Source organism: Micromonospora sp. NPDC047527 (assembly GCF_040643015.1).
Taxonomy (GTDB): Bacteria; Actinomycetota; Actinomycetes; order Mycobacteriales; family Micromonosporaceae; genus Micromonospora.
On record NZ_JBEYTK010000001.1, the window covers coordinates 1,200,959 to 1,213,566 of the forward strand.

16 protein-coding genes are annotated in these 12,608 nt (G+C 73.7%); 5 read left to right on the forward strand and 11 right to left on the reverse strand.

Features of this window, described 5'->3' with window-relative positions:
• Window positions 1–6 precede the first annotated feature (6 nt).
• Both ABZ808_RS05180 and ABZ808_RS05185 read right to left on the reverse strand, forming a co-directional pair.
• On the reverse strand, window positions 7–1,197 hold the full coding sequence (locus tag ABZ808_RS05180) for a low temperature requirement protein A (RefSeq protein ID WP_357001112.1): 1,191 nt from the start codon (window positions 1,195–1,197) through the stop codon (window positions 7–9).
• Window positions 1,184–1,642 (reverse strand): hypothetical protein, encoded by a 459-nt coding sequence (locus ABZ808_RS05185; protein WP_357001115.1) that lies wholly within the window; start codon window positions 1,640–1,642, stop codon window positions 1,184–1,186. Before ABZ808_RS05185 ends, ABZ808_RS05180 begins: the two co-directional genes overlap by 14 nt.
• 148 nt (window positions 1,643–1,790) lie before the next feature.
• On the opposite strand from ABZ808_RS05185, the gene ABZ808_RS05190 reads away from it, so the two are divergent.
• The 3 genes from ABZ808_RS05190 to ABZ808_RS05200 all read left to right on the forward strand — a co-directional run bounded on the left by ABZ808_RS05190 (window position 1,791) and on the right by ABZ808_RS05200 (window position 5,132).
• Window positions 1,791–3,494 carry an acyl-CoA dehydrogenase family protein gene (locus ABZ808_RS05190; RefSeq protein ID WP_357001117.1) on the forward strand — a complete coding sequence of 568 codons (1,704 nt, stop codon included), beginning with the start codon at window positions 1,791–1,793 and terminating at the stop codon, window positions 3,492–3,494.
• Between the two features lie 29 nt (window positions 3,495–3,523).
• Window positions 3,524–4,696: a PQQ-binding-like beta-propeller repeat protein gene (locus ABZ808_RS05195; RefSeq protein ID WP_357001120.1), complete on the forward strand. Its 1,173-nt coding sequence runs from the start codon at window positions 3,524–3,526 to the stop codon at window positions 4,694–4,696.
• A 64-nt stretch (window positions 4,697–4,760) separates the two neighbouring features.
• Window positions 4,761–5,132, forward strand: a complete 372-nt coding sequence (locus tag ABZ808_RS05200) for a VOC family protein (RefSeq protein ID WP_357001122.1) — start codon at window positions 4,761–4,763, stop codon at window positions 5,130–5,132.
• A gap of 11 nt (window positions 5,133–5,143) precedes the next feature.
• Here the strand turns inward: ABZ808_RS05200 and ABZ808_RS05205 are convergent, their stop codons facing one another.
• Window positions 5,144–6,142, reverse strand: coding sequence for a tyrosine-type recombinase/integrase (locus tag ABZ808_RS05205; RefSeq protein ID WP_357001124.1), 999 nt, complete (start codon window positions 6,140–6,142; stop codon window positions 5,144–5,146).
• Window positions 6,143–6,237: 95 nt separating this feature from the next.
• On the opposite strand from ABZ808_RS05205, the gene ABZ808_RS05210 reads away from it, so the two are divergent.
• Window positions 6,238–7,299, forward strand: a complete 1,062-nt coding sequence (locus ABZ808_RS05210) for a YafY family protein (RefSeq protein WP_357001126.1) — start codon at window positions 6,238–6,240, stop codon at window positions 7,297–7,299.
• Here ABZ808_RS05210 and ABZ808_RS05215 read toward each other — a convergent pair.
• The 5 genes from ABZ808_RS05215 to ABZ808_RS05235 form a co-directional block, all read right to left on the reverse strand.
• Complete coding sequence (locus ABZ808_RS05215; protein ID WP_357001130.1) at window positions 7,289–7,714, reverse strand: Hsp20/alpha crystallin family protein; 426 nt, start codon at window positions 7,712–7,714, stop codon at window positions 7,289–7,291. The two genes, ABZ808_RS05210 and ABZ808_RS05215, sit on opposite strands and share 11 nt — an antisense overlap.
• A gap of 68 nt (window positions 7,715–7,782) precedes the next feature.
• Complete coding sequence (locus tag ABZ808_RS05220) at window positions 7,783–8,298, reverse strand: GNAT family N-acetyltransferase (protein WP_357001133.1); 516 nt, start codon at window positions 8,296–8,298, stop codon at window positions 7,783–7,785.
• A gap of 66 nt (window positions 8,299–8,364) precedes the next feature.
• Window positions 8,365–8,880: a DUF2087 domain-containing protein gene (locus tag ABZ808_RS05225; protein ID WP_357001136.1), complete on the reverse strand. Its 516-nt coding sequence runs from the start codon at window positions 8,878–8,880 to the stop codon at window positions 8,365–8,367.
• A gap of 118 nt (window positions 8,881–8,998) precedes the next feature.
• Window positions 8,999–9,190, reverse strand: a complete 192-nt coding sequence (locus ABZ808_RS05230) for a DUF397 domain-containing protein (protein WP_357001139.1) — start codon at window positions 9,188–9,190, stop codon at window positions 8,999–9,001.
• Window positions 9,181–9,948, reverse strand: coding sequence for a DUF5753 domain-containing protein (locus ABZ808_RS05235; protein WP_357001142.1), 768 nt, complete (start codon window positions 9,946–9,948; stop codon window positions 9,181–9,183). Before ABZ808_RS05235 ends, ABZ808_RS05230 begins: the two co-directional genes overlap by 10 nt.
• A 204-nt stretch (window positions 9,949–10,152) precedes the next feature.
• Here ABZ808_RS05235 and ABZ808_RS05240 point away from each other — a divergent pair, with 204 nt between their 5' ends.
• Window positions 10,153–10,437 (forward strand): flavin reductase, encoded by a 285-nt coding sequence (locus ABZ808_RS05240; protein ID WP_357001144.1) that lies wholly within the window; start codon window positions 10,153–10,155, stop codon window positions 10,435–10,437.
• On the opposite strand, the gene ABZ808_RS05245 is transcribed toward ABZ808_RS05240, so the two are convergent.
• From ABZ808_RS05245 to ABZ808_RS05255, 3 genes are read right to left on the reverse strand one after another with little or no spacing between them, the layout of a single operon-like run.
• The gene (locus ABZ808_RS05245) at window positions 10,434–11,006 is read right to left on the reverse strand and encodes a GNAT family N-acetyltransferase (RefSeq protein ID WP_357001147.1); all 573 of its coding nucleotides are present in this window, start codon (window positions 11,004–11,006) and stop codon (window positions 10,434–10,436) included. The genes ABZ808_RS05240 and ABZ808_RS05245 overlap by 4 nt on opposite strands.
• Window positions 11,007–11,030: 24 nt before the next feature.
• On the reverse strand, window positions 11,031–11,537 hold the full coding sequence (locus ABZ808_RS05250) for a DinB family protein (RefSeq protein WP_357001150.1): 507 nt from the start codon (window positions 11,535–11,537) through the stop codon (window positions 11,031–11,033).
• Entirely contained in the window at window positions 11,534–12,565 is a 1,032-nt protein-coding gene (locus ABZ808_RS05255) for an aldo/keto reductase (protein WP_357001153.1), read from the reverse strand. Before ABZ808_RS05255 ends, ABZ808_RS05250 begins: the two co-directional genes overlap by 4 nt.
• Between the last annotated feature and the right edge of the window lie 43 nt (window positions 12,566–12,608).

Here is a 12,608-nt window from a genome sequence, read left to right on the forward strand (position 1 = left end):
CTCCGCTCAGGCGAGCCGGGCGGCCCGTCGTCGATCCGTCAGGATCACCGCGACGGTCACCGCCACCGCCGCCACGGCACACGCTGCCACCGGCACCGCCAGCCCCACACTCACCGGCACCAGCGTCACCAGCACCGCGACCGCCGCGATCCGGCTGACCGACCGGGTCCTCCACAGCACCGCCTGGTAGGCGGCATGCCCGGCGAGGAACAGCGCCGGCCCGCCCAGGACGAACAGCGCGGCGACAAGCGTTGCCGGCGCGCCGGGCTCGCGCAGCAGCCGCTCGTCGCCCGCCGAGGTGACGACGATTCCGGCGACCGTCACCGGGTGCAGGTAGTTGAACGCCAGCCGGCTCAGCGCCCCGGTGCGGTCACCGGCACGGGCGAGGACCTCCGTGGCGGCCGCCGCCGACCGGGCGAAGTACACCCACCACAGCCCCACCGACCCGGCGAACGCCAGCAGGAACGCCCCGGACGTCTCCAGGTCCAGGTGCCGGGTGAGGGTGCTGCCGGTGACCAGGATCGACTCGCCGAGCGCGATGAGGATGAACGCCGCGCAGCGTTCGGCCAGGTGCCCGCCCTCGACCATCCACCGCTCGGGTCGGGTGCGCTCCCGCCGGGGCAGCGGGTAGCCGATGGACAGGCCGATCACGTCGAGCACGATCGCCGCCGTCCACAGCGCCTGCCGTGCGGTCCCGCCGACCAGACCGCCGATGAGGATGAGCACCGACGTCCCCACCGCCCACGACAGCGACTGCTGAAAGCCCGCGACCAACCACGGGGTGCCCCGCACCGCCCACAGGCCGAATACCGTCCTGCTCAGCTGCACGGTCACGTAGACGACCGCGAAGAGCAGACCCATCCCGGCGAACGCCTGCGGGATCGCTGCCGACAACAGCACGCTGCCGAGCGCCACCCCGAGCAATACCGCCCGCACCGGTCCCTGGTCCGGTTGCAGCCAGTTGGTCAGCCAGGTGGTGTAGACCCAGACGAACCAGACAAGCGCCAGCAGCAGCGCGGTACGCCCGGCGCCACTCCAGTTCGGGTGCTCGATCAGATAGTGCGCCAGTTGGGTGATGCTGAAGATGAAGACCAGGTCGAAGAACAGCTCGCTGGAGGTGGTCGGCTCGACGCCTTGGCGTTTGCGCAGCAACCGGGGGTGCGCCGGGTCGGCGACCGGCGGCTCAGAAGGGGTCACCGCACACCCGCCAGCCGCCGCTCTCGCGGACCACCGGCAGGCGGCGTTCCTCGCTGAGCCCGCCGTCGCGGGTCACCTTCACGGTCACGGTGCCCTGGGGTCGCCCGCTGCGGGTCGCCACCGACACGTCGGTGATCTCGTAGTCGGTGACCATCGGCGGCGTACGCACCCAACTGGTGAAGCCGATCGGGCTCCACTTGCTGCGGGCGTCCGCGCAGAGCCGCTCGTACGCCTTGTCGCTGTCGCCGAGGGTCACCTCGCTGAGGAACCCGTCGGCGGTCTCCCGGATCGGGCCGGTGGCCTGGCGCACGGTCTGTAGGTTCCACGCGCCCAGCCCGGCCACCCCGACGCAGCACAGCACCACGCCGATCCCGACGAAGGCCAGCCCGGCGCGCATCGGGCGGTGCCGCCGGGCCGGTCGGCTCCACGGCTGCCCGGCACCCACGACTACCGACCGTAGAGAACACCGTCGCGGCAGATCGGGACAAGTCGGAAACTGGGTGCGTCCGGTGCGTGGTTGTGCCCTGTTCGCGGCGGCCACGGATCGTCTACCGTCGGCGCACACCCCCCGAGCAGTGCCAGGGAGCCGATCGATGAGCCGCTTCGTGCAGCCGATGCCATCCCCCGCCGATCCGTACGCCGGGGACGCCCTGCTGCGGTCCTGGCTGGAGCGTCACCTCGGCCCGGCCGGGCACGCGGCCGCCAAGGGTCGCCTCGCCGACCTGGCCGCCGACGTGACCGGGCCGCTGCGGGCGGCGCACGCCGACGCCGAGGCGCATCCACCGACGCTGGTCCGCTACGACGCGTGGGGCGCCCGCGTCGACCGGATCGACACCTCGGCGGGTTGGCAGGCCCAGCGGGAGGCCGCAGCCCGGCACGCCGTGGTCGCGCTGCCCTACCTGCCGGAGGCGCGCGGCACGTGGGGCGCCGCCGCGCGGGTGGTGCAGCACGCCCTGCTGCACCTGTACGGGCCGGAGTCGGCGACGTTCTCCTGCCCGGTGGCGATGGCCGACGGGGCGGCGGCGCTGCTCAGCCTGCCCGACGTCGACGCGGCGATCCGGGATGCGTGGCTGCCCCGGCTGATCTCCACCGACCCGGCCACGGCGATCACCAGCGGGCAGTGGATGACCGAGGCGCAGGGCGGCTCCGACCTGGGCCGTTCCAGCACCGTCGGCCGGCCCGCCGCGGACGGCTCGTGGCGGCTGACCGGGGAGAAGTGGTTCTGCTCCGCCGCCGACGCGGCGATGGCGGTGGCGCTGGCCCGACCGGAGGGCGCTGGCCGGGGCAGCCGCGTGCTCGCCCCGTTCCTGGTCCCCCGGTACGCGGTCGACTCGCCGCTGGCCAGCGGCACGGCACCGGACGCGCCCGCACCCGGCGTGCGGGTGCACCGCCTCAAGGACAAGCTCGGCACCCGGGCCCTGCCGACCGCCGAGATCGGCCTGCACGACGCGTACGCGGTGCCGCTGGGCGACCCGGCGGTGCCCGGCCTGGTGCGGGCGATGACCCTGGTCGTGGTGACCCGGGTGCACAACGCCGCCGCGGCGGCCGGCGGGATGCGGCGCGGCCTGGCCTACGCCCGCGCGTACGCCGACGTGCGACACGTCGCCGGCGGCCCGCTGGTGTCCTCGCCGCTGCACCGGGCCACCCTGGGCACCCTCGCGGTCGACGCGGCGGGCGCGTTCGCCCTCGCCGGGCACGCGTTCGCGCTGCTCGGCCGGGTCGAGGTCGGCGCCGACCCGGAGGCCGCCGCGGAACTGCGCATCGTGGCGCCGCTGGCGAAGCTGGCGACCGGCCGGCTCGCCGTCGGCTCCGCCAGCGAGTACGTGGAGAGCTTCGGCGGCGCCGGTTACGTGGAGGACACCGGTGTGCCCCGGCTGCTGCGCGACGCGCAGGTGCTGCCCATCTGGGAGGGCACCACCAATGTGCTGGCCCTGGACGTGCTCCGCGCGCTGACCCGGGAGGGCGCCGGCGCGCCGCTGCTGAGCCGGCTGGCCGCCGCTGTCGACCTGGCCCGGCCGCTGTCGCCCGCGCTGGCCGACACCCTGGCCACGGCCGCCGCCCGGCTGGACGACACGATCGCTGCGGTGACCGCCGATCCGGGCGGGGACGCGGTGCTCGCCGGGGCTCGTGGCCTGGCGCTGCGCCTGGCGTACGCGCTGACCACCGCGCTGCTCGTCGAACACGCCGCGTGGGGTGACGAGCAGGCGGAGTTGGCCGCCCGGCTGTGGGCGCGGCGCTGGCTGCGGCACGAGGACATCGCCGAGGACGCCCACCAACACCTGGACCTGCTCTGCTGACCGGTCGACGTGAGTGGGGGTGACGGCCGGTGGACGTCCTGATCGAGCTGGGCGACACCCGGGGAGCGCCCTCGCAGGACGACCGGAGGCCGGCGCCGCCGTCGCGTCCCGGGCGGGTGGCCGTGCTGCTGGCGGCGTGCGCGCTGCTCGGCGGTGCCACCGCGCCCGCGCGCCTGTCGGCTCAGGTGGGGCCGCCGGTGACCGGTCGTGCGGCCCTGCTCATCGCCGGCCCGCTGTTGCTGGTCGTCGACCGGGATGCGAGCCCGCCGACGGTGAGCGCGTACGACGCGGCGGCACCGCACCGCCCGGCCCGGTGGCGGGTTGCCGTGGCACCCGCCGCCAGCTGGTCCGCCCAGGCCGCTGGTGACGTGCTGCTGCTCGCCGAACGCGATCAGACGCGTCAGACGGTGGTGACCACCGCGCGGTCGATGAGCGACGGTGAACCACTGTGGCAACGACCCGACCGCATGTACGCGGCGGGCGACGCGGCGGTGGCCGTGAGTGAGGTCCGTAGTGCCTCCGAGCCGGGGCGCCGGGTCGAGGGGACGGTGCGGGGCGTCGACCTGGCCACCGGCGCCACCCGCTGGTCGGTGCCGGTGCCGTCCACCGCCGTGGTGCAGGTGCTGATCGATCCACCGGGACGGGTGCTGCTGGTGCAGGACGACGGGCTGGTTCGGCTGCTCGACGCCCGCGACGGCGCAGTCCACGGGCAGGGGTCGCTGCCACCTGCCGACTTCGGCCCGGACAATCCTCAGGTCATCGGTGGGCATCTGGTGCTGCGCCATCCGACCGACACCGGAGCGGCGGTGACCGGGTACGACCTGCCCGGGTTGACGCCGCGCTGGCAGGCGCCGGTGGAGCGGGGGGAGCTGACCCTGCGGGCCTGTCAGGGCCTGGTCTGCGCGCAGGACCGGCAGGGCCGGTGGGCGCTCGATCCGGCCTCCGGCGCGCGGAGTTGGGTGTGGCCGGCTGGGGCGCGGTGGCGCATCGTGGCGGGTGCACGGGATGGCGCCGACGCTCTGGTGCTGCTTCAGCCGGCGGCGGACGGCCACCGCATCCTGGTCGCGACGGCGGGCCGGGACGGTCCTCGGGTGCGGGGCGTGCTCCCCGCGGGGGTGACCGACTGCCGGCGCGCCGGGCCCCGGTTGGTCTGCCGGGAGACGGACGGCCGGGTGACGGTGTGGCCGCTCGACACGTCCTGACCGGGTGGAAGAAACGCCGACGTACCTGACAGTGGTTGGCAGGTACTCGGCGCAGACTGCGGACATGACGACAACCGCCGACCTCGCAATGGTCAACCTGGACAGCTCCGACCCTGCCGCGCACGCCGCCTTCTACCACCGTGCCCTGGGTTGGGAGATCACCCACAGCGAAGCCGAGTACGCGATGATCAGCGGCGGCGGTGCTTCGATCGGCTTCGGCCTGGTCGAGGGGTACCAGCCGCCGGCCTGGCCCGACCCGGCCGGGCAGAAGCGCTACCACCTGGACCTCTACGTCGACGACCTGGCCGTGGCCGAGAAGGACCTCGTCGCCGCGGGGGCGTCGAGGCCCGAGTTCCAGCCCGGCGGCGAACGGTGGGTGGTGCTCATCGACCCGATCGGCCAGCCGTTCTGCATCTGCCCCCGCCCTCAGGGCTGACGGGCGCGACGTCAGCCGCGACGACGGGACCGGGCCGCCCACACCGCGTACGCCGGGTCGCGGTCGAGGTTGTGCCGGTCCCGGTCGTAGCGGCGGGTGGTCCGCGGGTCGGCGTGCCCCATCGCGTCCTGCACGTCTTCGAGGGGGACGCCCTCCGAGCGGGCGGTGGTGGCGAAGGCGTGCCGCAGCGAGTGCGGGGACAGCCTCGCCCAGGCGGGGATGCCGGCGGCGCGGGCGAGCCGGCGGACCATCCGGAACACCGAGTGCCGGTCCAGTCGGGCGCCGCTGGCGGTGACCAGCAGCGGCCCGGCCAGCTGCGTCACCGGCACCCCGGTGGCGGCGGCCCGCTGGGCCAGGTAGGCGTCCAGCGCGTACCCGGTGCCGGGGGTGAGGGCGCGGCGGCGCTGCTTGCCGCCCTTGCCGACGAAGCGCACGCTGCGGTGCCCGCGTTCGGTGCCCAGGTCGCTGAGGTTCAGCGAGACCAACTCCCCGACCCGCAGGCCCAGGTCGGCCAGGAGTGCGATCGCCGCCCGGTTGCGGGCGGCGGTCGGGCCGGTGTCCGCGTCGGCGGCGCTGAGCAGGGCGTCGACCTCTTCGGGGCTCAGGCCGACGGTGGCGGAGTGGTCCCGGTCGACGCGGGGCCGGTCCGCGCCGGAGACCGGGTTGGCCGGCACCCCGCCGAGTTTGACGAGGAAGTCGTACCAACTGGACAGCGCGGAGAGCCGGCGTGCCACGGTCGCCGGGGTCAGTGGTCGGCCGCTGCGGGCGGCGAGGGTGGACTCCAGCGCGCGAGCGTACTCGTTGACGTGCAGGAAGCTGGCCCGCAGCGGGTCGAGGTCGCGGCCGGCGCACCAGGTGAGCCAGGCGGTGACGTCGCGCCGGTAGGCGTCGCGGGTGTGCGCGGACAGCCGGCGGTTGCGCAGCCACGCCTCGGTGACGTCGACCGGTCCGCCGGGCAGGGCCGGTCGGGCGGTGGGGCGGGCGAGCACCGGAGCGCCGGAAGACACCATGTGAAAAAGCTTCTCAGTAGTAGATGGGATTGCCATGCAGGCGCGCCGACGCCGCCGGGTGGGGCCGCCTCCCGCGTGCCGGCTACCGTCGGGCGGTGCGCGCGAGCCGGTTGGTGTCCCTGCTGCTGCTCCTGCAGACCCGGGGGCGGATGACCGCTGCCGAACTGGCCGAGGCCCTGGAGGTGTCGGTCCGGACGGTGTACCGCGACGTCGAGTCGCTGGGCGCGGCCGGCGTGCCGGTGTACGCCGAGCGCGGCCCCGCCGGTGGCTACCGCCTCCTCGACGGCTACCGCACCCGGCTGACCGGGCTGACCGCCGACGAGGCCGAGGCGCTGTTCCTGACCAGCGTGCCCGACGCGGCCGCCGAGTTGGGCCTGGGTTCGGTGCTGGCCACGGCGGAGCTGAAGTTCCAGGCGGCGCTGCCGGCGGACCTCGCGGACCGGGGCGCACGGATCCGCCAGCGGTTCCACCTGGACGCGCCGACCTGGTTTCGTGAGCCCGAACCCACACCGCATCTGGCCGCGCTGGCCACCGCCGTCTGGGAGGACCGCCGGGTCCAGGTGCGGTACCGCCGGTGGCAGGCGCCCCGGGAGGTGCAGCGGACTCTCGACCCGCTCGGCGTGGTGCTCAAGGCCGGCCGCTGGTATCTGGTGGCCGCCGCGTCCGGGCAGGTACGCACCTACCGGGTGGGCGCGATCCTGGACCTGACCGTGCTGGACGAGCCTACGGACCGGCCGGACGGGTTCGACCTGGCAGTCTGCTGGCAGGAGCACACCGAGCGCTACGAGCGCGGCGTCTACCGCGCCGAGGCCCAGGTGCGGATGACCGTGTCGGCGCTGGCGCAGACGGTGCACCTGTTCCCGCCGACGATGAGCCGGGCGGCACACGACCGCGCCAGCGCGCCGGACGCGGACGGCTGGGTCACGACGACGGTGCCGATCGAGTCGGTGCGACACGGTCGCGTCGAGATGCTCAAGCTCGGCGCGCAGGTGGAGGTGCTCGGCCCGGCCGAGCTGCGGGAACAGGTCGCCGACACCGCCCACGCGCTCGCCGCGCTCTACCCACCGACCGATGTCGCGCCCGCACGACAGCCGGCGGCCGGCACCCGCAACCAGGTGCCGGCCGCCGAGGCTCGCGCGGTGTCTGTCAGGCGTTGATCTGCCGGCGCGTGTCGCCGTTGGCCGTGATCGTCACCCGGCGGGGCTTGGCCCGCTCGGCGACCGGGATGCGCAGCGTCAGCACCCCGTTCTCGTACCCGGCCTCCAGCTTGTCGGTGTCCAGGGTGTCGCCCAGGAACAGTTGCCGGGTGAACGTGCCCATCGGGCGCTCGGCGGCGACCAGTTCGATGCCGTCGCCGGCGGGTCGGCGCCGCTCGGCGCGGACGGTGAGCACGTTGCGCTCGACGGTGCAGTCGATGGTGTCCGGGTCGACGCCGGGCAGGTCGAACGCCGCGTAGAAGTGGTCCCCGTCGCGGTAGGCGTCCAGGTGCATCGTCGCGGGACGGGCTGCCGTACCGAAGAACTGCTCGGCGAGCCGGTCGATCTCGCGGAACGGGTCGGTACGCATCAACATTTTCGTGCCTCCTCGGTTCTCCTGGCCGAAGGTGATGACTTGAGCCTTGGCGACTCAACTTCCTCTTCTTATTTACCGCGTCCGGAAGCGGGCGTCAACTGCTTCTCGAACCAGTGCTCGGCGTACGGGCCCCGCGAGTACGCCGGGATCTCGACGTAGCCGTGCCGGGCGTACAGGGCGCGGGCTTCGACCAGGTCGTGGCGGGTGTCGAGGCGGATCCGGGCCGCCCCGGCCGCCCGCGCCCGCTGCTCGACGTCGGCCAGCAGGGCGGCGCCCCCGCCGGCGCCGCGGTGCGCGGGGCGGATGAACACCCGGGTCAGCTCGGCCCAGTCGGGCTGCCACCGCAGCCCGGCGCAGCCGGCCAGATCGGCGCCGTGGTGGGCGAGCAACAGCAGACCACCGGGGTACGCCAGATCGTCGCTGGGCAGTTCGGCCAACGCGGCGTCGACCTCGCCGGGCAGGGCCGGACGACGGTGATAGCGAACCACCATCTCCGTCATGTACTCCCGCAGCAGCAGGACAGCGTCGGGATGGTCGGGGCGGGCGGTGGTGGTCAGCCAGGTGGGCCGGACGGCGGTGGTCACCTGTCGATCATCTGCACCCGGTCAACGGCATTTCCCGATCCCGGCAATCCCGAGCGGGGCGGACGATCAGGGCCGCTGGTAGATGCCGTGTTCGCGGGTGAGCAACTGCTCGTCGATCAGGTACCGACGCAGCGTCGCGTGGTCCGACCCGCCCGAGGCGCACCACGGCTTGAGCGCGTCGTCGACTGCCCGCTCGGGATAGCGCGTCCCCGGTGCGAACGACCGCTCCGCGATGTGTGCCAGCAGCACCCGCCGCCGGCCCCGCTGCGCCGGCATGCCCACCAGGACACCCGCGCGCACAAAGGTCCGCAGCACCGGATCAGCGGCCGGTTCGGCGTCGTCGGCCGGGCGGCGCTCGCGCGCAATCGCCCGCAGCGACGCCTCGTCGGCCACGAGTGTGCCGTCAGGACCGGTGACGAGGCCGGCGTCGGCGAGCCGACGGACCCCGGTGAGCACCACCCGTGCCGGCAGGCCGGTCCGTTCGGCGACCTCGGCCGCGCTGGTCGCGCCCAGCACGATCGTCGCGAAGATCCGGCGTCGTCCGTCGTCGGCCAGGGCCCCGGCCACAGCATCCGCAGTCACACCGGTCACCCTCTCAGCAGGGTACGCGGGCCGCCAGGCAATTTCGGCTCCGGTGGCAGTGCCCGGCTGACGCAAAAGCCCCCGAGCAGCGTCGGGAGCCCTCGTGCGTGGTGGTCGGTCAGCCGGCGTCGCGTGCCATCGCGACGAAGCCACGCCACGACTCCGGGCTGAAGGTCAGCGTCCCGCCGTCGCGGTCTTTCGTGTCACGAACGAGGACCACGCCCGGAAGGTTGTCGGCAACCTCGACGCAGTCACCACCGTTGCCGCCGCTCTTCGTGCTCTTACGCCACCGCGCACCGCTCATGTCCATGCTGCTGCCGCTTCTCTGAGAAGGTCCAAGGAACGCCCTCGGGGCAGTGCCTCTCCGCGAATCCGCTCCCACCGTCGTTCCAGGCTAACAAGGTCCGATGGCTGCTCGAGGATCTGCGCCTGTGCCGGACCGTCGACGTGCGCCACCCGCGAACCGTCCGGCATGTCAGCGATGGTGAAGGGTCCGTCGAGCCCGGGATAGCTGGGCGCGTCCCCCGGGACGATGTGGAGCTGGACGGTGCCCATCTCGGCGTGCCCGAGCAGGCGGGCGAGTTGCGATGCCATCAACGCGCGGTCGTCGCCGACGCGCCGCCGCAGCACCCCCTCGTCCAGCACGGCGATCAGCAGGGGCCCGCCGGCACGGCCGAGAATCGCCTGCCGGCCGATCCGCGCCTCGGCGAATTCGGCGACCGCGTCCGGTGTCAGCACCCCGCCGGCCAGGGTCGCCCGCGCATACGCCTCCGTCTGCAGCAGGCCGGGCACCCACGCGAGTTGGAACGACCGCAGCGTCACGGCCTCCCGTTCGAGGTCGACCCAGGGTCGGAACCACACCGGTTCGCGGCGACGGACGACGTCCGGCCACAGCGAGTCGGCATCTCTTGCCAGGAGCCCTGCGACAGTCGCACGGTGGCGACTCTGCGGAATGTGCCCCGGGTTGGCCCATCTGGCGACGGTCTTCGGATGCACACCGATCTGACCGGCGAGGCTCTCGGCAGTGTGGCCCGCTTGAGCGAGCGCTGCGACAAAGGCGTGGTTCATGCCGACCCTCCCCTGGAACAAACCAGCTGCGTCAAGGAGATTACGTAACGCTGTGTGTTTGTCCAGCGACCCCCGGCAAAGTGCGGTGTAGACGGCGCGGCCGGCAGGGACCCGAACCCGGCGGACGCGTTCGTAGGGGCCGCTGCCGGCGGGCGAGCACTCACGGGAGCGGCCCCTTCCCACACCGCGACGAGAGGATGAGCCGTGCCGGATGAGAAAAGAGCCCGCGAGGTCGAAGCGGGACGAGGGAAGCGCGCGAAGCACTCCCCACTGCGGCCGTCGTGGCGCTGCCCGGTCTGCGGCATCCTGTGGCCGTGTTCGGCCGCGAAGCTGCGCCTCCTCGGCGAGTACCGCGAGGATCGGCCGGGCCTGTTGACGCACCTGGCGAAGGTCCAGGAGGCAGCCACCGCCGATCTCACCGCGCTCAACCCGGGCGTCGCGCTTCCCGACCTGACCCCGCGTTTCGTCGGCTGGGCCGAAGCCCGCTAAGCCAGCCGAGCGTGCAGGTGCATGTCGTGCCACCCGTCAGCGTGGCGAACCGACTCACGGAGCACGCCCTCCACGGTGAAGCCGGCCTGGGTGGCCACCCGGCACGACGCCGCGTTGGCGGTCGAGTGCTCCAGGGCCAGCCGGTGCAGACCGGCCCGCGTGAAGCTCCACCGGGCCAGTGCGAGCAGCGCCGCGGTGGCGATCCCCCGACCACGCGCGGCAGGCAACACCCAGTACGACACCTGCGCCGACGCCTCGGCCAGCAGCACACCCCGCAACCCCACCTGACCGACCGGCTGGTCGTCGGCGTCGACGATCGCCCAGCTCGCGTCCGTCTCGTCGCGCCAACGACGCTCCCACTGCGCAGTCCACGCCCGCGCCTCGTCGTCACCGTCCAGACGGCGGACGTGCCACCGCTGGATCGCCGGACAGTCGAAGGCGGCCCGCACGGCCGTGGCGTCGTCGTCGCGCCACGGCCGCAGCGTCAGCCCGGGGCGTACCGGAAGGTGGGGTTGCTCTTGGGCGCCGAGGCTCCCGGCGGGCAGGGCGGGTGCGACGAGCAGCGGCATTTGCCCATTATGGAGTTGACGGGCTCACTCGCCGGTCGGGCCGCCGGCGAGTTCGGCGACCACGTCGAGGTGACCGAGGTGGCGGGCGTACTCCTGGACCAGGTGGAACAGCACCCGCTCCAGCGTCGCCGGGTCGGCGCCGTTCCAGCGCGGACCCGGCGCGCCGACCTCCGCCAGGTCGTGCGCCGACACCACCGCGCTGGTGTGCGCGCCCTGCGCCCGCAGCTCCGCCACCAGGTCCGCGCGGGTCTCGTCGGGGGCGACGTGCCAGCGGTCCCCCCGGCGGTCGCCCCACGGCTCGGCGACGTCCCGGCCCTGGAAACCCCACTCGATCCAGCGCCGCTCCACGTGGCGCAGGTGCTTGAGCAGCTCCAACGGGGTCCACCCCGACGGTAGGCGGCTGTGCCGCAGCTCCGGCTCGGCCAGCGCCGACACCTTGGCCACCATCGACTCCCGGAAGTAGTCCAGGTAGCGCAGGAAAACCTCGGTGCGGCTGCCGGCCGGGCTGGTGGGCTCGGGAAACGACGTCATGACGTGGTCGGTAGCTCGCGGCCGCGCTGGCGCACACCCGCGCCGCCGTACGGGTAGTCGCCCACCAGCGGGGCGCTCGCCTCGTCCAGCAGTCGCATCTGCTCGGCGTCGAGGACCAGGTCGGCGGCGGTCAGGTTGTCGTCGAGCTGCTCCATCGTCCGCGCGCCGAGGATCACCGAGGTGACGGCCGGTCGCGCCGCCAGCCAGGCCAGCGACACCGCCGACATCGACACGCCGCGTTCCCCGGCGACCCGGCCAACCGCGTCGAGCACCCGCCAGGTGCGCTCGTCGGCGTTGCGACCGGCGTACGCCTCGACGCCACGCTGCGGGTTCTCGCCGAGGCGCGTGGCGCCGGTGGGCGTGGTGTCGCGCTGGTACTTGCCGGTCAGCCAGCCGCCACCCAGCGGCGACCACGGCAGGATGCCGATGCCCTCGTTCTCGCAGACCGGCACCAGCTCGAACTCGATCTCCCGGGCCAGCAGGTTGTACTGCGGTTGCAGGGTCACGATCGGGGTGAGGTTGAGGTGCTGGGTGAGCAGGGCCGCCTTCTGCAACTGCCACCCGGTGAAGTTGCTGACGCCCGCGTAGCGGATCTTGCCGGCGCGGACCGCGTCGTCGAAGAAGCGCAGCGTCTCCGGCAGCGGGGTCAGCGGGTCCCAGGCGTGCGCCTGGTAGAGGTCGACGGCCTCGACGCCGAGCCGGCGCAGGCTGGCGTCCAGAGCCCGGCTGAGGTGCACCCGGGACAGGCCGGCGTCGTTCGCCCCCGGGCCCATCGGGAACCGGCCCTTGGTGGCGATGACGAGGCGGTCGCGCAGGTCGGGCCGCGCCCGCAGCCAGCGACCGACGATCTCCTCGGAGGTGCCGGCCGAGTAGACGTCGGCGGTGTCGATGAACGTGCCACCGGCCTCGACGAACCGGTCCAGTTGGGCGAAGCTGCCGGCCTCGTCGGTCTCCGCGCCGAAGGTCATCGTGCCCAGACAGAGGGTCGACACCACCGTGCCGGTGGCGCCCAGAGTGCGATAGCGCATGTCTTCCTTCCGGTCGAGCGAACCAGCCGATCCTGCCACCGCC